The sequence below is a fragment of the Burkholderia arboris genome, from assembly GCF_038723655.1.
Lineage (GTDB): Bacteria > Pseudomonadota > Gammaproteobacteria > Burkholderiales > Burkholderiaceae > Burkholderia > Burkholderia arboris.
Map to the genome: position 1 here is coordinate 3,537,472 of NZ_CP109821.1, position 20,553 is coordinate 3,558,024.

Annotated in this window: 20 protein-coding genes; 13 read left to right on the forward strand and 7 right to left on the reverse strand. The window is 68.6% G+C overall.

Translation table 11 applies throughout. The features are described from left to right. Positions 1 to 115: 115 nt before the first annotated feature. Positions 116 to 460 carry a flagellar hook-basal body complex protein FliE gene (gene fliE / locus OHZ10_RS16590; protein ID WP_059232946.1) on the reverse strand — a complete coding sequence of 115 codons (345 nt, stop codon included), beginning with the start codon at positions 458 to 460 and terminating at the stop codon, positions 116 to 118. 248 nt (positions 461 to 708) lie between these two features. Here fliE and fliF point away from each other — a divergent pair, with 248 nt between their 5' ends. Genes fliF through OHZ10_RS16620 form a run of 6 tightly spaced genes read left to right on the forward strand, consistent with a single transcriptional unit; the run spans position 709 to position 7,534 of the window. Then, positions 709 to 2,472: a flagellar basal-body MS-ring/collar protein FliF gene (fliF, locus tag OHZ10_RS16595; protein ID WP_342703106.1), complete on the forward strand. Its 1,764-nt coding sequence runs from the start codon at positions 709 to 711 to the stop codon at positions 2,470 to 2,472. Next, positions 2,462 to 3,457: a flagellar motor switch protein FliG gene (fliG, locus tag OHZ10_RS16600; RefSeq protein ID WP_059232944.1), complete on the forward strand. Its 996-nt coding sequence runs from the start codon at positions 2,462 to 2,464 to the stop codon at positions 3,455 to 3,457. The genes fliF and fliG overlap by 11 nt, the downstream gene beginning before the upstream one ends. Next, positions 3,450 to 4,133, forward strand: a complete 684-nt coding sequence (gene fliH, locus OHZ10_RS16605) for a flagellar assembly protein FliH (RefSeq protein ID WP_059232943.1) — start codon at positions 3,450 to 3,452, stop codon at positions 4,131 to 4,133. Before fliG ends, fliH begins: the two co-directional genes overlap by 8 nt. A gap of 32 nt (positions 4,134 to 4,165) precedes the next feature. Beyond that, positions 4,166 to 5,680 carry a flagellar protein export ATPase FliI gene (gene fliI / locus OHZ10_RS16610; RefSeq protein WP_264168540.1) on the forward strand — a complete coding sequence of 505 codons (1,515 nt, stop codon included), beginning with the start codon at positions 4,166 to 4,168 and terminating at the stop codon, positions 5,678 to 5,680. Between the two features lie 5 nt (positions 5,681 to 5,685). Next, a complete protein-coding gene (fliJ, locus tag OHZ10_RS16615) occupies positions 5,686 to 6,144 on the forward strand; it encodes a flagellar export protein FliJ (RefSeq protein ID WP_059232941.1) in 459 nt (152 codons plus the stop codon). A 31-nt stretch (positions 6,145 to 6,175) separates the two neighbouring features. Next, on the forward strand, positions 6,176 to 7,534 hold the full coding sequence (locus tag OHZ10_RS16620) for a flagellar hook-length control protein FliK (protein WP_174994155.1): 1,359 nt from the start codon (positions 6,176 to 6,178) through the stop codon (positions 7,532 to 7,534). A 29-nt stretch (positions 7,535 to 7,563) separates the two neighbouring features. Here OHZ10_RS16620 and OHZ10_RS16625 read toward each other — a convergent pair whose 3' ends face one another. Beyond that, positions 7,564 to 9,204 (reverse strand): GMC family oxidoreductase, encoded by a 1,641-nt coding sequence (locus OHZ10_RS16625; protein ID WP_059232939.1) that lies wholly within the window; start codon positions 9,202 to 9,204, stop codon positions 7,564 to 7,566. Positions 9,205 to 9,429: 225 nt separating this feature from the next. Between OHZ10_RS16625 and OHZ10_RS16630 the strand changes: the two genes are divergently transcribed. Together OHZ10_RS16630 and OHZ10_RS16635 are read left to right on the forward strand one after the other, a co-directional pair. Then, positions 9,430 to 9,936 carry a hypothetical protein gene (locus tag OHZ10_RS16630; protein ID WP_155627107.1) on the forward strand — a complete coding sequence of 169 codons (507 nt, stop codon included), beginning with the start codon at positions 9,430 to 9,432 and terminating at the stop codon, positions 9,934 to 9,936. After that, positions 9,933 to 11,375, forward strand: coding sequence for a coniferyl aldehyde dehydrogenase (locus OHZ10_RS16635; RefSeq protein WP_059232938.1), 1,443 nt, complete (start codon positions 9,933 to 9,935; stop codon positions 11,373 to 11,375). The genes OHZ10_RS16630 and OHZ10_RS16635 overlap by 4 nt, the downstream gene beginning before the upstream one ends. 81 nt (positions 11,376 to 11,456) lie before the next feature. Here the strand turns inward: OHZ10_RS16635 and OHZ10_RS16640 are convergent, their stop codons facing one another. Both OHZ10_RS16640 and OHZ10_RS16645 read right to left on the reverse strand, forming a co-directional pair. Beyond that, complete coding sequence (locus OHZ10_RS16640; RefSeq protein ID WP_404823620.1) at positions 11,457 to 12,479, reverse strand: serine/threonine protein kinase; 1,023 nt, start codon at positions 12,477 to 12,479, stop codon at positions 11,457 to 11,459. 58 nt (positions 12,480 to 12,537) lie between these two features. Then, positions 12,538 to 12,750, reverse strand: coding sequence for a hypothetical protein (locus OHZ10_RS16645; protein WP_004198969.1), 213 nt, complete (start codon positions 12,748 to 12,750; stop codon positions 12,538 to 12,540). A gap of 807 nt (positions 12,751 to 13,557) precedes the next feature. Here OHZ10_RS16645 and OHZ10_RS16650 point away from each other — a divergent pair. Both OHZ10_RS16650 and OHZ10_RS16655 read left to right on the forward strand, forming a co-directional pair. Beyond that, a complete protein-coding gene (locus OHZ10_RS16650; protein WP_059236578.1) occupies positions 13,558 to 14,445 on the forward strand; it encodes a DMT family transporter in 888 nt (295 codons plus the stop codon). Between the two features lie 302 nt (positions 14,446 to 14,747). Then, complete coding sequence (locus tag OHZ10_RS16655) at positions 14,748 to 14,933, forward strand: hypothetical protein (RefSeq protein ID WP_011353526.1); 186 nt, start codon at positions 14,748 to 14,750, stop codon at positions 14,931 to 14,933. A 111-nt stretch (positions 14,934 to 15,044) separates the two neighbouring features. Here OHZ10_RS16655 and mgrA read toward each other — a convergent pair whose 3' ends face one another. Further along, on the reverse strand, positions 15,045 to 16,088 hold the full coding sequence (mgrA, locus tag OHZ10_RS16660) for an L-glyceraldehyde 3-phosphate reductase (RefSeq protein ID WP_059232936.1): 1,044 nt from the start codon (positions 16,086 to 16,088) through the stop codon (positions 15,045 to 15,047). Positions 16,089 to 16,273: 185 nt separating this feature from the next. On the opposite strand from mgrA, the gene OHZ10_RS16665 reads away from it, so the two are divergent. Beyond that, positions 16,274 to 16,480, forward strand: coding sequence for a DUF3185 family protein (locus OHZ10_RS16665; protein ID WP_006477510.1), 207 nt, complete (start codon positions 16,274 to 16,276; stop codon positions 16,478 to 16,480). 150 nt (positions 16,481 to 16,630) lie between these two features. Here the strand turns inward: OHZ10_RS16665 and OHZ10_RS16670 are convergent, their stop codons facing one another. Beyond that, on the reverse strand, positions 16,631 to 17,404 hold the full coding sequence (locus OHZ10_RS16670; protein ID WP_342703221.1) for a phytanoyl-CoA dioxygenase family protein: 774 nt from the start codon (positions 17,402 to 17,404) through the stop codon (positions 16,631 to 16,633). Positions 17,405 to 17,756: 352 nt separating this feature from the next. Between OHZ10_RS16670 and OHZ10_RS16675 the strand changes: the two genes are divergently transcribed. Beyond that, entirely contained in the window at positions 17,757 to 18,098 is a 342-nt protein-coding gene (locus tag OHZ10_RS16675; RefSeq protein WP_059232934.1) for a hypothetical protein, read from the forward strand. 109 nt (positions 18,099 to 18,207) lie between these two features. Here the strand turns inward: OHZ10_RS16675 and metK are convergent, their stop codons facing one another. Then, a complete protein-coding gene (metK, locus tag OHZ10_RS16680) occupies positions 18,208 to 19,395 on the reverse strand; it encodes a methionine adenosyltransferase (protein ID WP_006482984.1) in 1,188 nt (395 codons plus the stop codon). Between the two features lie 265 nt (positions 19,396 to 19,660). Between metK and OHZ10_RS16685 the strand changes: the two genes are divergently transcribed. After that, positions 19,661 to 20,545: a lipid A biosynthesis lauroyl acyltransferase gene (locus OHZ10_RS16685; RefSeq protein ID WP_059232933.1), complete on the forward strand. Its 885-nt coding sequence runs from the start codon at positions 19,661 to 19,663 to the stop codon at positions 20,543 to 20,545. Positions 20,546 to 20,553: the final 8 nt, after the last annotated feature.

Consider the following 20,553-nt stretch of genomic DNA (forward strand, 5'->3'; position numbering starts at 1 on the left):
AGGTGCGCGGCGCGTGCCGCCGGGCAAGCGATACCGGCCTGCCGCCCCTGTCCGGGAGGCGGTCGACCGCCCCTATGAACCGCCGCCGGATAGCCTTCCCCGGATGCCCGTCGCGTCACACCGACATCTGCATGATGTCGTTGTAAGCGCTCACTAGCTTGTTGCGGACCTGAAGCCCGAACTGGAAGCCGATGTTGGCTTTCTGCATGTCGACCATCACGTCGTTCAGCGACACGTTCGGCGCGCCGACTTCGAACGCCTTCGCCTCGCCGAGCGCGTGCTGCTGGTCGCCGCTGATCTTGTCGAGCGACGCCTTCATCGCGCTCGCGAACGTGCCGGCCGTCGCCGCGCCCGAACCGGCAAGCGCTGCCGTCGGGCTCGCGACGCCGCCGGACGCCTGCGCGGCCATCGACTGCATCTGTTGCAACACCGAACCGATTCCGCTGACGTTCGCAGTCATGCTGTCCCCAGACTTAGAGAAGAGACCCGGACGGGCCGGGCGATCCGCCGGCGCCGCACCACGCGCACCATGCCGGATCGCGAAAAAGGATAGCAGCGCGCCGCGCGTCAAAGCCGAGAAAGTACGGGGGAAACCCCGCTCTTTTCGGTCGATCGGAGTACGGCCCGAATCACGATAATCGCATCGTGTCATTGTCCGCCCGCTCGTCCGAGCGAGCTCAGTCGTCCCGCTCCGGAGAAACTCGACGCATGGATTCGCAGGCCAACTCGCTGATCAACCCAGACGCCCGCGCGGGCCTCGCCAGCCCGGCGCCCGGCGCCGCCGCGGCCGCCGCGTTGCCGGGCGCGGGTGGCGCAGGCGCAGACTTCGGGCTGGGCGGCTTCGCGGAACGCATTCCCGGCATCTCGCGGATGAAGGGCAACCCGAAGCTGCCGTTCGTGATCGCCGTCGCGCTCGCGATCGCCGCGATCACCGCCCTCGTGCTGTGGAGCCGGGCGCCCGACTACCGCGTGCTGTACAGCAACCTGTCGGACCGCGACGGCGGCGCGATCATTGCCGCGCTCCAGCAGGCAAACGTTCCCTACAAGTTCGCCGATGCTGGCGGCGCGATCCTCGTGCCGTCGAACCAGGTGCATGAAACGCGCCTGAAGCTCGCCGCGATGGGGCTGCCGAAGGGCGGCTCGGTCGGCTTCGAGCTGATGGACAACCAGAAATTCGGCATCAGCCAGTTCGCCGAGCAGATCAATTACCAGCGTGCGCTCGAAGGCGAGCTGCAGCGCACCATCGAATCGATCAATGCCGTGCGCGGCGCGCGCGTGCATCTCGCGATCCCGAAGCCGTCGGTCTTCGTGCGCGACAAGGAAGCGCCGAGCGCGTCGGTGTTCGTCGACCTCTATCCGGGCCGCGTGCTCGACGAGGGCCAGGTCCAGGCGATCACGCGGATGGTGTCGTCCGGCGTGCCCGACATGCCCGCGAAGAACGTGACGATCGTCGACCAGGACGGCAACCTGCTGACCCAGACCGCGTCCGCCTCCGGCCTCGACGCGAGCCAGCTCAAATATGTGCAGCAGGTCGAGCACAACACGCAAAAGCGCATCGACGCGATCCTCGCGCCGATCTTCGGCACCGGCAACGCACGCTCGCAGGTCAGCGCGGACCTCGATTTCTCGAAGATCGAGCAGACCTCGGAAAGCTACGGCCCGAACGGCAATCCGCAGCAATCCGCGATCCGCAGCCAGCAGACCAGCAGCGCGACCGAACTCGCGCAGGGCGGCGCGTCGGGCGTGCCGGGCGCGCTGTCGAACACGCCGCCGCAGCCGGCGTCCGCGCCGGTCGTCGCCGGCAACGGCCAGAACGGGCCGCAGACGACGCCGGTCAGCGACCGCAAGGACCAGACGACCAACTACGAAGTCGACAAGACGATCCGCCACCTCGAACAGCCGATGGGCAGCGTGAAGCGGCTGTCGGTCGCGGTCGTCGTCAACTACCAGCCGGTCGCCGACGCGAAGGGCCACGTGACGATGCAGCCGCTGCCGCCCGCCAAGCTCGCGCAGGTCGAACAGCTCGTGAAGGACGCGATGGGCTACGACGAGAAGCGCGGCGACTCGGTGAACGTCGTGAACAGCGCGTTCTCGACCGTGAGCGACCCGTACGCCGACCTGCCGTGGTGGCGCCAGCCCGACATGATCGCGATGGCGAAGGAAGCCGCGAAGTGGCTCGGCATCGCGGCAGCCGCGGCAGCGCTCTACTTCATGTTCGTGCGCCCGGCGATGCGCCGCGCGTTCCCGCCGCCCGAGCCGGCCGCGCCGGCGCTCGCGGCGCCGGAAGATCCGGTCGCGCTCGACGGCCTGCCCGCGCCGGTCAGGACGGAGGAGCCCGACCCGATGCTGCTCGGCTTCGAAACCGAGAAGAACCGCTACGAACGCAACCTCGACTACGCACGCACGATCGCCCGCCAGGATCCGAAGATCGTCGCTACCGTCGTGAAGAACTGGGTGTCCGATGAACGCTGAAGGCTTGACCAAGAGCGCGCTGCTGCTGATGTCGATCGGCGAGGAAGAAGCCGCGCAGGTATTCAAGTTCCTCGCGCCGCGCGAGGTCCAGAAGATCGGCGCCGCGATGGCCGCGTTGAAGAACGTCACGCGCGAGCAGGTCGAGGACGTGCTGCAGGAGTTCGCGAAGGAAGCCGAGCAGCACACCGCGCTGTCGCTCGATTCGAGCGACTACATCCGCTCGGTGCTGACGAAGGCGCTCGGCGAGGACAAGGCCGGCGTGCTGATCGACCGCATCCTGCAGGGCAGCGACACGAGCGGCATCGAGGGCCTGAAGTGGATGGACTCGGGCGCCGTGGCCGAGCTGATCAAGAACGAGCATCCGCAGATCATCGCGACGATCCTCGTGCACCTCGACCGCGACCAGGCGTCGGAAATCGCCTCGTGCTTCACCGAACGGCTGCGTAACGACGTGATGCTGCGGATCGCGACGCTCGACGGCATCCAGCCGGCCGCGCTGCGCGAACTCGACGACGTGCTGACGGGCCTGCTGTCCGGCAGCGACAACCTGAAGCGCAGCCCGATGGGCGGCATCCGCACCGCGGCCGAGATCCTGAACTTCATGACGAGCGTGCACGAGGAAGGCGTGCTCGAAAGCGTGCGCCAGTACGACGCCGATCTCGCGCAGAAGATCGTCGACCAGATGTTCGTGTTCGAGAACCTGCTCGACCTCGAGGATCGCGCGATCCAGATGGTGCTCAAGGAAGTCGAGTCGGAAACGCTGATCATCGCGCTGAAGGGCGCGCCGCCCGCGCTGCGCCAGAAGTTCCTCGCGAACATGTCGCAACGCGCGGCCGAACTGCTCGCCGAGGATCTCGACGCGCGCGGCCCGGTGCGCGTGTCCGAAGTCGAGACGCAGCAGCGCCGCATCCTGCAGATCGTGCGCAACCTCGCCGAGAGCGGCCAGATCGCGATCGGCGGCAAGGCGGAAGACGCGTATGTCTGATTCGGCGAGCGATCGCGTGGGCACCCTCACCGCATACCAGCGGTGGGAGATGGCGTCGTTCGACCCGCCGCCGCCCCCGCCGCCGCCCGACGACGCGGCGGCCGCTGCCGCCGCGCTCGCCGAGGAACTGCAGCGCGTGCGCGATGCCGCGCACGCCGAAGGCCATGCGGCCGGCCACGTCGAAGGCCAGGCGCTCGGCTACCAGGCCGGTTTCGAGCAGGGCCGCGAACAGGGTTTCGAGGCCGGCCAGGCCGACGCGCGCGAACAGGCTGCGCAGCTCGCGGCGCTCGCCGCGTCGTTCCGCGAAGCCGTATCGACCGTCGAACACGATCTCGCGTCCGACATCGCGCAACTCGCGCTCGACATCGCACAGCAGGTCGTGCGCCAGCACGTGAAGCATGACCCGGCCGCGCTGGTCGCGGCCGTGCGCGACGTGCTCGCGGCCGAGCCCGCACTGTCCGGCGCACCGCATCTCGCGGTGAATCCGGCCGACCTGCCCGTCGTCGAAGCCTATCTGCAGGACGATCTCGATACGCTCGGCTGGAACGTGCGCACCGATGCGTCGATCGAGCGCGGCGGCTGCCGCGCGCACGCCGCGACCGGCGAGGTCGATGCGACGCTGTCCACGCGCTGGCAGCGCGTCGCCGCCGCGATCGGCAAGGTGAGCACGTGGTGACGCGGCCGCCCGAGGCGCTGGCGCACGACGGCATGACGCCGCTCGAACGTGAACTCGCGCTCGCGTCGTTCGGGCCGGCTGCCGCGCACGACGCCGCACACGACGCCACGCCGCACGCTGCGGTTGCGGCCGCCGATACCGCCGGCGCCACGCCGCGCGCACCGCACAACCCCCATCTCGCGCACTGGCGTTCGCACCTGAACGGGCTCGCCGCGCGCAGCCACCGCGCGCTGCCGCTGCGGCCGTGCGGGCGCCTCACGCGCGCAGCCGGCCTCGTGCTCGAGGCGATCGGGCTGCGCCTGTCGGTCGGTGCCGAATGCACGATCGAACTGCCGCCCGGCAGCACGCTGCCGCATGCGGAAGCCGAAGTCGTCGGCTTCGCCGGCGACCGCCTGTTCCTGATGCCGACCACCGATGTCGCGGGCGTGCTGCCCGGTGCGCGCGTGTGGCCGCTCGAAAGCGCGCCCATCACCGATCCGCTCGCGGGCGCGAAGCGGCTGCCGGTCGGCTGGGAGATGCTCGGGCGCGTCGTCGACGCGTCGGGCCGCCCGCTCGACGGCCTCGGCCCGCTGGCATCCAGGGTCGATGCACCGCTGTCGGCGCCGTCGATCAATCCGCTCGAGCGCGAACCGATCCACCACGTGCTCGATGTCGGCGTGCGCGCGATCAACGCGCTGCTCACCGTCGGCCGCGGGCAGCGGATGGGCCTGTTCGCGGGCTCCGGCGTCGGCAAGTCGGTGCTGCTCGGCACGATGGCGCGCTATACGAGCGCGGAAGTGATCGTGATCGGGCTGATCGGCGAACGCGGCCGCGAAGTGAAGGAATTCATCGAACAGATCCTCGGCGAGGACGGCCTCGCGCGCTCGGTCGTCGTCGCGGCGCCGGCCGACGTGTCGCCGCTGCTGCGGATGCAGGGCGCCGCCTACGCGACGTCGCTCGCCGAGTATTTCCGCGACCAGGGCAAGCATGTGCTGCTGCTGATGGATTCGCTGACGCGCTATGCGATGGCGCAGCGCGAGATCGCGCTGGCGATCGGCGAGCCGCCCGCGACGAAAGGCTATCCGCCGTCGGTGTTCGCGAAGCTGCCCGCGCTCGTCGAGCGCACCGGCAACGGGCCCGAAGGCGGCGGCTCGATCACCGCGTTCTACACGGTGCTGACCGAAGGCGACGACCAGCAGGACCCGATCGCCGATTCGGCGCGCGCGATCCTCGACGGCCACATCGTGCTGTCGCGCTCGCTCGCCGAGGCCGGCCACTACCCGGCGATCGACATCGAGGCATCGATCAGTCGCGCGATGACCGCGCTGATCGACGAAACGCATCTCGACCACGTGCGGCAGTTCAAGCAGATGCTGTCACGCTACCAGCGCAACCGCGACCTGATCGCGGTCGGCGCGTACGCCCCCGGCCGCGACGCGCAGCTCGACCGCGCGATCGCGCTCTACCCGCGCATCGAGGCCTTCCTGCAGCAGGGCTTCCGCGAATGCGCGCCGTTCGCACCGAGCCTGACCGCGCTCGATGCGCTGTTCGACGCTTACGGAGGCTGATCCCGATGGCACACGGCTTTCCCCTTCAGTTGCTGCTCGACCGTGCGCAGGAAGACCTCGACTCGGCCACGAAGCAGCTCGGCACCGCGCAGCGCGACCGCACCGCCGCGGCCGAACAGCTCGACGCGCTGCTGCACTACCGCGACGAATATCACGCCCGCTTCGCGCAATCCGCACAAGGCGGGATGCCGGCCGGCAACTGGCGTAATTTCCAGGCGTTCATCGACACGCTCGACGCCGCGATCACACAGCAGCGCAACGTGCTCGCCGCGGCGGAGGTCCGCATCGACGAAGCCCGCCCGAACTGGCAGCAGAAGAAGCGCACCGTCGGCTCGTACGAAATCCTGCAGGCGCGCGGCGTCGCGCAGGAAGCGACGCGCGAGGCCCGGCGCGAACAGCGCGATGCCGACGAACACGCCGCGAAGATCCTGCGCATGCGGGCCGACGCGGCCCGCTCGTCGTAACCGACCACCGCATTCGAACGAGAGAACCGTCATGCCACCCCTGCCCCTGCTCGGCGCGCTGATCGACACCGCCGGCGCCGCACTCAAGGCCGCCCGCGGCTCGGGTTCGTCCGCCGCCGGCAACGATGCGCCGGCGACCACGGCCGCCGTGCCGTTCGCGCAGACGCTGAAGCAAAGCGTCGTCACGCGTCGCGACGCGTCGAATCCCGCTACGCCCGATGCATCGACGACGCAGGCTGCGTCGAAACCGGCCGCCGGCACGAAGCCGTCCGGCACGGACGACGACAAGTCGACCGACGACGCGAACGCGACGACCAATCCCGACGCCGCCGCACTCGCCGCCGCTGCCGCCGTGCAGGCGCAGCTGCAGGCGCGCACGGACAACGCGACGCCTGCCGGCGCCCCCGCTGCCGCTGTTGCGGCCGCGGCGCAAAAGACGGCCGTGTCCGGCCAGCCCGATGCCACGGCGACGCTGACTGGCCAGGCGGCCAAGGATGCGGCCGCCGAGCCCACCGGCCCGGCGTCGAGCCGCGACGCGTTGCAAGCCGCACTCGCCAAGCTGACGGGTGGCGCTGGCGCGATCGCGATGCCGGCGACCGGTACGTCCGCCGCTGCCCCGACCTCGGCGCCGGCAGCAACCGCATCGACCGCCGCCGCCGCCGCGCCGCTGACGCCGAAGGTGCCGACGTTCGACCGTACGCTCGCCGATGCGAAAGGCGCGCTCGCCTCCCAGCAGACGCCGACGCAGGCCACCGCGCAGGCGCTGCAGGCCGACGCGACCGCCCAGTCGGGTACGCAGCACGCACTCGCGGCAGCCAGCAATGCGACGGATCCGGCCGCCAGCGCGACGCTCGCGGCCGGCGCGACGGCCGCCGCCGCGGCGCAGGCGAACCTGCAGCTGTCGCCGGCCGCCGGTGCGATCGCCGCCGCCAACGCGCACGTGCTCGCCCCGCACGTCGGCACCGCCGACTGGACGGACGCGCTGAGCCAGAAGGTCGTGTTCCTGTCGAATGCACACCAGCAGAGCGCCGAGCTGACGCTCAATCCGCCCGATCTCGGGCCGCTGCAGGTCGTGCTGCGCGTCGCGGACAACCACGCGCACGCGCTGTTCGTGTCACAGCACGCGCAGGTGCGCGACGCGGTCGAAGCCGCGCTGCCGAAGCTGCGCGAAGCGATGGAAGCGGGCGGGCTCGGGCTCGGCAGCGCGACCGTCAGCGACGGCGGTTTCGCTTCGCAGCAGCAGAACCCGCAGCAGACCTTCGCCGGCGGCCAGTCGTCGCGGCGCGGGAACGGCGGATCGTCAGCCGTCGATGCACCGGCCGACGCTGCGCAATCCGCACCGGCCGCCGCGAGCGTGAGCCGCGCCGGCCTCGTCGATACGTTTGCCTGAGCATGGCCGCTGCCGTGCGCGCGCCGCGTTCAGCGGCCGTGCACCGCGGCAGCCGCCTCGCCGCGCGGCACACCGCCCTTGCGCGCCGCGACGATGAAATCCGCCGCGCGCTCGCCGATCATCACCGACGGCGCATTCGTGTTTCCGCCAACCAGCGTCGGCATCACCGACGCATCCACCACGCGCAGCCCTTCGACGCCGCGCACGCGCAGTTGCGGATCCACGACCGCACGCGCATCCGAGCCCATCCGGCAGGTGCCGACCGGGTGATAGATCGTGTCGGCATGCGCGACGATCGTCGCGCGCAGCTCTGCTTCGCTCTGGTCCGCCCGCGTGTACAGCTCGCGCCCGCCCTGCGACGCGAGCGGCGCCTGCGACAGGATCCGGCGCATCGCCTGCGTGCCGCGCACGAGCAGGTCGAGATCGCGTGAATCGCTGAAGAAGCGCGGATCGATCAGCGGCGCGTCGCGCGCATCGCCGGTCGCGAGCGCGACCGTGCCGCGGCTGAACGGCCGCAGCGCGCACACGTGCAGCGAGTAGCCGAACCCCCAGTGCATCTTGCGGTTGTGGTCGTCGACGAGCGCCGTGCAAAAGTGCAGTTGCAGGTCGGGACGCTCGAGCGACGGATCGCTCTTGATGAAGCCGCCGGCCTCCGCGACGTTGCTCGTCATCATCCCCGTGCGGCTCGAGAAATAGCGCGCGAGCGCGGGCGTCATCTTCGCGATTCCGCGCAGGCACACGCCGACCAGCTCCGACGAATTCACGCGCGTGTTGATGATGAAGTCGATGTGGTCGATCAGGTTCGTGCCGACGTCCGGCGCATCCTGCACGACCGCGATCCCGTGCCGGCGCAGTTGTTCCGCCGGGCCGATCCCCGAACACATCAGCAGTTGCGGCGAATTGAACGCGCCGGCCGACAGGATCACTTCCGCGCGCGCGCCGAGCGTCTCGACGCGGCCGTTGCGCGATACCGCGACGCCGACCGCGCGCTTGCCGTCGAAGCCGACGCGCAGCACCGTCGCGTCGGTGATCACGTGCAGGTTCGGACGGTTGCGGCCGTAGATGTATGCGCGCGCCACGCTGCAGCGCGACCCGTCGCGGTGCGTGACCTGATAGAAGCCGACGCCTTCCTGCGTCGCGCCGTTGAAGTCGTCGTTCAGCGGATAGCCGGCTGCGTGCGCGGCCTGGATGAATCGTTCGGAGAACGGATTGCGAAAGCGCAGATCCGACACCGACAGCGGACCGTCCGCGCCGTGCCACGCGTCGGCGCCGCGTTGGTTGCCTTCCGCGCGGCGGAAATACGGCAGCACGTCCTGCCAGCCCCAGCCCGTCGCGCCGAGCTGCGCCCACTCGTCGTAGTCGCCCGGGTGGCCGCGCGTGTAGATCATCGCGTTGATCGCACTCGAGCCGCCCATCCCGCGCCCGCGCGGCTGGTAGCCGCGCCGCCCGCCGAGGCCCGGCTGCGGCACCGTCTCGTAGCCGTAGTTCGTGCCGAGCTTGTACGGCACCAGCGCCGCGATGCCGACCGGCATGTTGACCAGCAGGTTGCGCTCCGTATGCGAGCCGGCCTCGATCAGCGCGATCGTCGCATCGGGGCAGGCATCGGCGAGACGGCCTGCCAGGCTCGACCCGCCCGAACCGCCGCCGACGATGATATAGTCGTATTGCATGTCACGTCTCCGTCGTGTCATGGAAGGCGCCCGGCACCGCCGCGCGACCGCGTCCCCTCTTGTAATGTTCGGGCATTGTAGGAATGGCCGCCGCGCACGCGGCGCGCGGATTCAAGAGCGATTCCTCTAAACGCCCGCGTGAACTAAATTTAAGATGTATCGATTCGCTTCGCACGATGCGTCGGCCGCGAGAAGCCGATCCGTCGCGAAACGGGACCGACGACGATGCAGCGCCAGGTTCTGCAGGCCGCGTGCCGACCGGGTAATCCGGATGCCATGCGCGCGGCCCGCATTTCATTTCAAACGGCTGCGTGCCCGGCGATGCTCGGCATCATGCGCGCAGTCGATCGAAATCGAACGGCACGCCTTGTCGCCGACCGTTTGGACGGTCGGTCGCCGCAGCGGCTCGACGCGCTGCGGCACGGATTGGCGAACCCGTCGCGCCGCCCTGCTTCGGTGCACCGGCGCGCGATCGCGCAACCGTGTCGCGCGCCCGGTCGTCGTCGCATGAAGGCGTGCGCCCATGCCGTGCGGCACGACCTTCGGACGCGGGCACCGTCGCGCGGATGCGACGCCTGCCGCGCGCGGCAACCGGTTTTCGAGCACACGTCGCATCCGGCCCCGCGCCGCGCGACCCGCATCACCCGATCCGCGTCGCCGCGCTCGCCGAGCGTGCGCGTGCGGCGTGACGGCCGGCCGACCAGCCAGGCCCAACTGGAGGAGACGACATGAAGAACGACCTGCCCGAACTGGCCCCGCAAGCACCGCCGTCGGTCGATGCGCTGACGTCGCTGCTGCACGACCAGCGCGCGGCGTATCTGCGCGCGCCGTACCCTGCGTGGGAGACCCGCGTGCAGCACCTGCGCGCGCTGCGCACGATGCTGATCGACCACTCGGATGCGCTCGCCGAAGCGATCAGCGCCGATTTCGGCCATCGCGCGAAGCAGGAAGTGCTGCTGTCGGAAATCTGGATGGCGAAGGAAGAGATCGACGACGCGCTGAAGCACGGCAAGCGCTGGATGAAGCCGATCCGCAAGCCGATGAACAAGTGGCTGCGACCGGCGCGCGCGAAGGTGATTCCGCAGCCGCTCGGCGTGGTCGGCATCGTCGTGCCGTGGAACTACCCGATACTGCTCGCGGCCGGCCCGCTGATCTGCGCGCTCGCGGCCGGCAACCGCGCGATCATCAAGATGTCCGAACTGACGCCGCGCACGTCGGCGCTGTTCGAGCAGCTCATCGGCAAGACCTTCACGCGCGACCACGTCGCGGTCGTGAACGGCGATGCGGAAGTCGGCGCTGCATTCAGCGGGCTGCCGTTCGATCATCTGCTGTTCACCGGCTCGACGCACGTCGGCCGCCACGTGATGCGTGCGGCCGCCGACAACCTCACGCCCGTCACGCTCGAGCTCGGCGGCAAGTCGCCGGCGATCGTCGGCCCGAATGCGCGCTTCGACGCGGCCGTCGATGCCATCGTCGCCGGCAAGACGCTGAACGCCGGCCAGACCTGCATCGCGCCCGACTACGTGCTGCTGCCGCGCGGGATGGAAGCCGCCTTCATCGAGCGCGCGCGGGCACGCTTCGCGAAGATGTATCCGGACCTGTCTGCAAACGGCGACTACACGACGATCGTGTCGCCGCGTCACTACGCGCGGCTGCAGCAACTCGCGAGCGATGCGCAGGCGGCCGGCGCGCAACTGCATCCGCTGTCCGACGCGCAGTCGGATCCCGCGTCGCGCCGCTTCGTGCCGTGCGCGGTCACGCAGGTGCCGGCCGCATCGCAACTGATGCAGGAGGAAATCTTCGGGCCGCTGCTGCCGCTCGTGCCGTACGAGCGGCTCGACGAAGCGATCGCGTACGTCAATGCGCGCCCGCGTCCGCTCGCGCTGTACCTGTTCGACGAGGACAGCGGCACGGTCGACCGCGTCATGCGCGAAACGATCTCGGGCGGCGTATCGATCAACGAAACGCTGATGCACATCGCGTGCGGCAGCTTGCCGTTCGGCGGTGTCGGTGCGAGCGGCATGGGCGCGTACCACGGCTACGACGGCTTCGTGACGTTCTCGAAGATGAAGCCCGTGCTCACGCAGGCGCGCCTGAACGCGCGCAACCTGCTCGCGCCGCCGTACGGCAAGCGCTTCGCCGCGCTGATCAAGCTGATGCTGAAGTTCTGAGGTAGCCGCACCCGACGGGCCGCGCGCATCGCGCCGCGGCCCTTGCAAGCCTGCCGCGCGGCGTGGCTGCCGCGCATGCCGTCACACGGGCCAGAGCGGCCCTTCCTGCATCGCGCCGATCTGCTCGCGCAACTCGAGCACGCGCGCTTCCCAGTAACGATGCGTGTTGAACCACGGGAAGGCGGCCGGAAACGCGGGGTCGTCCCAACGCCGCGCGAGCCATGCCGCGTAGTGGATCAGCCGCAGCGTGCGCAGCGCTTCGACCAGATGCAGCTCGCGCGGCTCGAATTCGCAGAAATCCTCGTAGCCGGCGAGCAGGTCCGCCAGCGCGCGCGACGCCCCTTCGCGATCGCCCGGCAGCAGCAGCCACAGATCCTGGATCGCCGGCGCCATCCGGCTGTCGTCGAAGTCGACGAAATGCGGGCCTGCATCGGTCCACAGCACGTTGCTCGGATGACAGTCGCCGTGCGTGCGCAGCAGGCGGATGTCGCCCGCGCGCTCGAATGCGGCCTCGACGCCTTCGAGCGCGAGCGCGGCCGCCGTCTCGTAGGCCGGCCGTACGTCATCCGGAATGAAATCGTGCGCGAGCAGGAAGTCGCGCGGCTCGTAGCCGAACGTGTTGAGGTCGAGCACGGGACGCGCGGCATACGGCTCGGTCGCGCCGACCGCATGGATCCGGCCGATGAAGCGGCCGAGCCATTCGAGCGTGTCGCTGCGGTCGAGATCGGGGGCACGTCCGCCGCGCCGCTCGAAGATCGAGAAGCGGAAGCCGTCGAACGCGTGCAGCGTGCGGCCGTCGAACGCGCGCGCGGGCACCGCCGGGATCTCGCGCGCGGCGAGTTCGGCGACGAACGCATGCTCTTCGAGAATCGCGTCGTCCGACCAGCGCGCCGGGCGATAGAACTTCGCGACGACCGGCGGGCCGTCTTCGATACCGGCCTGGTAGACGCGGTTTTCGTAGCTGTTGAGGGCGAGCAGGCGCCCGTCGGTGCGCAGGCCGGCCGGCATCAGCACGCTGTCGAGCGCATCGAGTACGCACTCGGGCGTGAGGCCGGCGAACGGCGGGCCGGCGGGAGAAGCGGGAGCGGAAGTGACGTCTTTCATGCCCCGCATTGTGCCGTCAGCGGAGCCGAAAGACGAGCATCCGGCACCGCGCGTACGCTCAGTGAAGCGCCGCGCCGGCCGGCAGCACGGATTCGCCGGTGTCGATCAGGTCCTCGAGAAAGAACGGCTCGGTGTTGAGTTCTTTCGACTCACCCGGCACGCCCGCGTACCAGGTCACCATGGCCATGTCGCCCAGGATGCGCTGGACGATGCCGCGCGCGCCCTTCGGCACCGCGATATGGGTAGTGCAGACAATCGACCCGACATGCATGATGGTTCCCCACTCTTGAATCTTGAAACCCGGCCCGCTGGCGAGCCGGCAAATGCGCGATCCGCGCCGCCCTCGACGGAGCGTTGCGCGTAATCCCATTGTTCACGGTTTATCGAAGCGCGAAAAGAAGAAGAAGCAGGCGAAGCGCCGCGAATTCGTCGAATGTCTCCAATCAACCACTGCACCGGGCACGTACTTGCCCACCCGGTTACCCCCATCATACCCTGTCGAATGTGACTGCCCGCCGAAACCGCCCGGCACCGTCTCGCCCGCGCGATCGACGCAACGCACGCATCGCGGGTCCGGTGTCCGGTCGCCCGGCGATTTCGTCTGACAGGGCCGCCGCCGAAACCCGGTCACGCGCCTCGCCTGCCCCCTGGATCGAACGCTTGCGCGCGCAGCGATCGGCGCGCCCGCGCCGCCGGCATCGCTGCAACACGTCGCACGCGATGCAAAGCGGCCGACAGTTGTTGCGCTCGATCCCTGCCTTGCGGTACCTTTTGCTTTCATTCGCGTTCAACCGCATTCCGACACGATGCATCCGCTCACGTCCGCCCTCGCAAAATCCCGGCCGCAGTTCGACTCGCGGCCGCAGGCGTGCGCGCATCCGTCGGTCCTTCCTCCTCCTGTCGCACCGCCGCTCGTCTGCGCCGCGCCGCCGCCTCCGGCGGCACGCGCCGGCTGACCAGCCGGCATCCGTTTCGTCTTTCATTCGCCCCCGTTGGCTGCCGTTCGTGCGTCGTGACGCACGGCGTGTCGCTGCGCGTGCGGATGGAACGCTCCGATCCGTTCGACAGGTGGATTCACATGATTTCGTTCAAACGCGCGCTTGCCGCGCATGGCGCAACGTCGCTCTTCGTGCTGCTGTGGAGCAGCGGCGCGATCTTCTCTGAACTCGGTCTGCGTCACGCGTCCGCGTTCGCCTTTCTCACCGCACGTTTCGCACTCGCGTCGCTCGTGCTGCTCGCGCTGGCCGTGATGCGCAAACGCTGGCTGCCGCCGCGCGGCGAGCGGCGCATGGCCGCGCTGACCGGCCTGCTGATGATGGGCGGCTACTCGATCTTCTACCTGCTCGCACTCGAGCGCGGCATCGCGCCCGGCGTGCTCGCAACGATCCTCGGCGTGCAGCCGATCCTCACGCTCGCAATCGTCGAGCGGCGCTGGCAGCCCATGCGCGTCGCGGGGCTTGCGCTGTCGCTGGCCGGGCTCGCGCTCGTCGTGTGCCGTGGCGCGAGCGGCGGTGCGGGCGGCCTGTCGGCGGCCGGCATCGCGTGTGCGCTCACCGCACTCGTCGCGCTGACTGCCGGCTCGCTGCTGCAAAAGCGCGTACGCGCGGCGCCCGCGGACGTGCTGCCGCTGCAGAATGCGATCGGCCTCGCGCTGTGCGTGGCGATCGTGCCGTTCCGGCCGGTGTCGTTCGAGACCAGTTGGGCGTTCGTCGTGCCGCTGCTGTGGCTCGGCATCGTGATTTCGGTGATCGCGCAGTTGCTGTTCTACCGCTTGATGCAGCGCGGCGATCTCGTCAACGTGACGAGCCTGTTCTATCTCGTGCCCGTCGTCACCACGCTGATGGATGCCGTGTGGCTCGGCAACCGGCCGGAGCCGCTCGCGCTTGCCGGCATGGGCGCGATCATCGCGGGACTCGCGCTCGTGTTCCGCGTGTCGGCCGCCCGCGCGCAACCCGGACGCGCATAAGCAGACGGGCCGCCGCGCCTGCGGGTGCGGCGCCCGGCATCGACACATGCGACCCTTCCGCGCAAATCGAAAGGAACGGGAAAGATGCGCGCAAGGCGTTCGTCTAACTTGCGGGAAAAATGCGCGATTCCCGCGGCTTTCCGCTGATTTTTAATGGTTCGGATAGCGAAAAGCGCCGCCGGTTGCCTATACTCGAATTGACCGCCCCGCTCGCAAACGGGTCGGACCAACACTAGAAACACCCGGCATGGGGCCGGAGTCGGCGCGGGCGCGCCGACTCCGGTCAACACCTGGAGACACGCATGACGACCTATTTCACGATCGGCGACTTCATCCTGTTGATTCCGATGGCGCTGGCCGGAGCGCTATTTCTCGGCGCGGTACCGTGCGCAACCGAATTCCGTCACAACCTGCTACGCGTGCTCGGCGTCATCCTTGGCGTCGGCGTCGCGGTGCTGCTCGTTGAAGGCCTGCCTGCGCTGATCTAGCGCGACTGCCCGCGTATCGCGCGCATCGCTGCACCGCAGCGATGCGATGTGTTGCGCGCAAGCCCGTGATACGGCACGCGATGTTGTTTCGCATGCCGTATCGACTATCGATCAGATCGCCTGATCGGTGGACGGCTTTTCCCACAGATTGATGCCGCCTTCGGTCGCGTAACGATCGATCTCCGCGAGTTCCTCCGCCGAGAATTCGAGGTTCTTCAGCGCGCCGACGTTTTCGCGCACCTGCTCCGCGCGGCTTGCGCCGATCAGCGCGGACGTCACGCGGCCATTGCGCAGCACCCACGCCAGCGCCATCTGCGCGAGGCTCTGCCCGCGCCGTTCGGCGATCGCGTTGAGCTTGCGCACGTGCTCGAGGTTGTCCGTGCTCAGGTGATCCTGCTTCAGCGAGCCGCCGCCCGGCTTGTTCACGCGCGCATCGGCCGGCACGCCGTTCAGGTACTTCGACGTGAGCAGGCCCTGCGCGAGCGGCGTGAACGCAATGCTGCCCGCGCCGACGTCGTCGAGCGTGCCGAGCAGCTCGCTCTCGATCCAGCGGTTCAGCATGTTGTACGACGGCTGGTGGATCAGCAGCGGCACGCGGTACTGCGCGAGCAGCTCGGCCATCTCGCGCGTCTTCGCGGCCGAATACGACGAGATGCCGATGTAGAGCGCCTTGCCCTGCTGCACGGCCGATGCGAGCGCGCCCGCCGTTTCCTCGAGCGGCGTGTGCGCATCGAAGCGGTGCGAGTAGAAGATGTCGACGTAGTCGAGCCCCATCCGCTGCAGGCTCTGGTCGAGGCTCGCGAGCACGTACTTGCGCGACCCGCCGCCGCTGCCGTACGGCCCCGGCCACATGTCCCAGCCGGCCTTCGACGAGATCAGCAGCTCGTCGCGATACGGCCGGAAATCTTCCTTCAGCAGCCGGCCGAAGTTGGTTTCGGCGCTGCCGTACGGCGGCCCGTAGTTGTTCGCGAGGTCGAAGTGGTTGATGCCGAGGTCGAACGCGGTGCGCAGGATCTCGCGCTGCGTCGAGATCGGCGTCGAGTCGCCGAAGTTGTGCCACAGGCCGAGCGACAGGGCGGGCAGTTTGAGCCCGGATTTGCCGCAGGTGCGGTATTGCATGTCGGCATAACGTTCGGAAGCTGCTTCGTAGGCCATGAGTATTTCCCGTCGGGACGTCGGAGGGAGGGGCGCGCACCGGCCGCGCGGATCACGCGGCGGCGGCGAAGAAAACGCACGACGGCTATGGTAACGAAGGCGACCGATGCGCGCACGGCGATGGACGCAACCGCGGTCGTCGCCTACACTGCGGCGTCTCGAATCACCGTTTCAGCGAGGTTGGTATGTCCCGGGTCATCTCGGTTGCACTGCTCGTCGGCGGCGTCGTGCTGCTGTACTTCGGCGGCCAGTCGTTCCATTCGATCAACGACAACGTGTCGCGCTTCTTCACCGGTTCGCCCGCGACGAAGACGATCCTGCTGATCGTCGGCGGCGCCGTCGCGTCGTTCGTCGGCCTGATCGGCCTCGCGATGCCGGGCGGCAAGCGCTGATCGCGCCTTCGCGCGACGCACGCACGGCCCGCGTCACGCGCGCGGGCCGCACCAAACGAAACGGGCGGCCAGGCCGCCCGTTGCTTCATTCGCCGACGATGCGCCGCATCGCCCGAGCCTCGCGGCGTCACCGCGCCGCCCGATCCGAACCTAGAACTGCACTTCCGGCTTCGACGCCGAGCGCGTGCCGGGCACCGGCCGGTTGCTCGCGCCGTGATACGTGTACACGAGCGAGAACTTCACCTGGTCGGAGCGGTTCTGCCCAGCCGAATGCAGCGTGTTGCTGTGGAAGAACACGACGTCGCCCGTCTGCAGCGACGGGCACGTGGCCGCGTCGATCATCTTGCGGTTCTCCGGCAGGTCGCCGCGGAAGAACTTCGCGTCGTCGAATGCTTCCGGCCCGAATTCGGCCGTATGCGAACCCGGCACGAGCCACAAAGCGCCGTTCTCGTTCGTTTCCGGCCCGAGCGCGAGCCACACCGACACCATGTCGGGACGCGCGAACGACCAGTAGCGAAAATCGCGATGCCAGCCGGTCAGGCTGCCGTAGGCGGGGTGCTTCGTCATCATGCAGTTGTGATGCGCGCGCGACAGCACGGGCTCTTCACCGAAATACTCGTGCATCCACGCGCCGATTTCGGGCGCGATCGCGCGTTCGGCGAACGCCGGATCGCGCGAGTACGCATCGAGCAGCCGCCGCACCGTGTGCCCGCCCGGCGCATGCTTCGACTCGGGTGCGCCCGGGTAGCGCAGGTCCGCCTCGAATTCGATCGGCTCGGCAGCCTCCCGCAACTGGCGCTCCGCGATCTGCCTGAGCGCCGCGCACTGCTGCTCGCCGACCAGGCCACGCGCGACGACAAAGCCGCGCTCGCGCAATTCCGCGACTTGCGCGCGGATCGATTCCGACTGCAATGGAGACGACATGGGATGCCAGACGTTTATTGTGTGAATGTGACGATTGTAAATCGGCGCCGGATGCCGCGAACAGCACCATTGTCGTGCGCAGGGGCATGCCAATCGCGGATTTGATCCGGCTCAAGGGAACTGTGCGTCGCGGCACCTGCCTCACCGACAGGCGGTATGCGGCACACGCCTTGTGGCACAAGGGTTTATCGCGACTTTTGCCCGTCATGAATCCCCTGTAGCCTGTCGCGGCCTGTCAAATCTGGCGGGCGCGGCGCGCAACGAGTTTCGGTAAGATCCGTTGCGCCATCCGAGGCCGTTCATACCAGTGCGCTCTCAAGGGCGCCATCCATACAAGCGAAGCATCGTTCACATGCCATTCCGTCTGACTTCCCGTCTCAGCCGCGCTGCGAAGCGCGTCGTGCCGTCGGCCCCTGCCCGCTCGCTGCGCCATCACCGCGCCCGCACGCAGGCACTGGCCGAGCGTACGCACGCACACAGCCGGCTGGACGGTATCCGTGCGTGGTTCCACGCGTTTTTCTCGATGATGAGCGCGCAGGCGTTCGCACGCCGCGCCGGCCTGCGCTCGCTGCTGCAGAAGCCGTCGTCGCTGCGCGCGCTCGCGCTGCGGCGCACGCTCGGCCCGCAGCGCCGCGTCAACCGCCCGCGCCGGCTTGCCGCCAGCAACGGCTGGTTCGGGTTCGGCGCACGCTGAACGCGCATCGGCGGGCCCGGCCCGCGACGATCGCCGCCGCTGCGCCGGCAATCGAAACCCATAAAAAAACCCCGGCTAGCCGGGGTTTTTCATTTGGCGCGAACGACGCTTACGCGACGCGTGCCGTCGGCTCGACGCCGGCCGCTTCGGCCAGGGCGAGCGCCTTGTCGGTCGCTTCCCACGAGAATTCCGGCTCTTCGCGGCCGAAGTGGCCGTAGGCGGCGGTCTTCTCGTAGATCGGACGCAGCAGGTCGAGCATCTTGATGATGCCCTTCGGACGCAGGTCGAAATGCTCGCGCACGAGCTTCGTGATCACCGCGTCCGACACGCGGCCCGTGCCGAACGTGTTGACCATCACCGAGGTCGGCTCGGCGACGCCGATCGCGTACGACACCTGGATCAGCGCGCGCGACGCGAGGCCGGCGGCGACGATGTTCTTCGCGACGTAGCGGCCTGCGTACGCAGCCGAACGGTCGACCTTCGACGGATCCTTGCCCGAGAACGCGCCGCCGCCGTGCGGTGCGGCGCCGCCGTACGTGTCGACGATGATCTTGCGGCCGGTCAGGCCGCAATCGCCCTGCGGGCCGCCGATCACGAACCGGCCGGTCGGGTTCACGAGGAACTTGATGTCGCCCTTGATCAGGTCGGCCGGCAGCGTCGGCTTGATGATTTCCTCGATCACGGCTTCGCGCAGCGCCGGCAGTTCGATGTCCGGTGCGTGCTGCGTCGACAGCACGACGGTGTCGATCGAATCGGGCTTGCCGTCGACGTAGCGGACCGTCACCTGCGATTTCGCGTCCGGACGCAGCCATTGCAGGCGGCCGTCGCGGCGCAGGCTGGCCTGGCGCTCGACGAGGCGGTGCGACAGGTAGATCGGCAGCGGCATCAGTTCCGGCGTTTCGTCGCACGCATAGCCGAACATCAGGCCCTGGTCGCCCGCGCCCTGGTCGAGGTTGTCGTCGTGTGCACGATCGACCCCCTGCGCGATGTCCGGCGACTGCTTGTCGTACGCGACGAGCACCGCGCAGCCCTTGTAGTCGATGCCGTAGTCGGTGTTGTCGTAGCCGATGCGCTTGATGGTGTCGCGCGCGATCTGGATGTAATCGATGTTGGCCGTCGTGGTGATTTCACCGGCCAGAACGACGAGACCCGTGTTGCACAGCGTTTCGGCCGCAACGCGGGAATATTTGTCCTGCTCGAGGATGGCGTCGAGAATCGCGTCCGAGATTTGGTCCGCGACTTTGTCCGGATGGCCTTCGGAGACGGATTCGGACGTGAAGAGATAATCGTTTGCCACTTTTTCAGGCTCCTGTGTGGTTACGGGTGGTTTCACGTAGCCAGCTTCGTTGGGCCTGAAGCGGCGACGCTTTAGCGGAATACCAGGACCGGGCAGTGCGTGTGGCACCAACCGGCTTCGCCCCGCAAGTTGTCAGTTAACTCGGCGAAGCCCGTATTATAGCGGCTTTCCTGAATTGTCACAGAGCGCCGCCCGTGCTGCATCTTCCGCTGTTTTACCACCCTGTTCTCGACATGCCGGCCAGCCGGTCCCATGGAGGTTTCGCATGCTAGGTCGTCTAGCCACGCACCTCGCCATCGGCTTGCTGAAACTGCTCGCCCTGCTGCCGTACGGCCTGACCGCACGGTTCGGCGATGGTCTCGGCTGGCTGCTGTACCAGATCCCCAGCCGGCGAAAACGCATCGTACACACCAATCTGAAACTCTGCTTCCCGGACTGGAGCGACGCGCGGCGCGAGGAAGTGGCGGGGAAACATTTCCGCCATGCGATCCGCAGCTACGTCGAACGCAGCTACCAGTGGTTCGCGTCGGAAGCGGCCTATCGCAAGCTGTTTACGGTCGAGAGCGAGATCGACCTCACCGATCCGGACATGCCGCCGACGCTGCTGCTCGGTTTCCATTTCGTCGGCATCGAGGCCGGTTCGATGGCGATCAATCTCGCGCTCGACCGGCCGTGCGGCTCGCTCTACACGCCGATGAAGAGCCCGGAAATCGAAGCCGCCGCCAAAGCCGGCCGCAGCCGTTTCGGCGCGGAACTCGCGAGCCGGGCCGACAACGCGCGTACCGTGCTGCGCTGGCTGCGCGACCGCAAGCCGGTGATGCTCGGCGCCGACATGGACTACGGGTTGCGCAACTCGACGTTCGTGCCCTTCTTCGGCGTGCCGGCCTGCACGCTGACGGCCGTCGGCCGGTTCGCCAAGACGGGCCACGCGCAGGTCGTGCCGTTCATCGGCGAGGTGCTGCCGAACTACAAGGGCTACCGTCTGAAGGTATTCAAGCCGTGGGATAACTACCCGACCGGCGACGACGATCTCGACGCGCGGCGGATGAACGCATTCCTCGAGGAACAGATCCCGCTGATACCCGAGCAGTACTACTGGGTTCACAAGCGCTTCAAGACGCGCCCGCCCGGCGAGCCGAGCCTGTACTGACCCTGCCG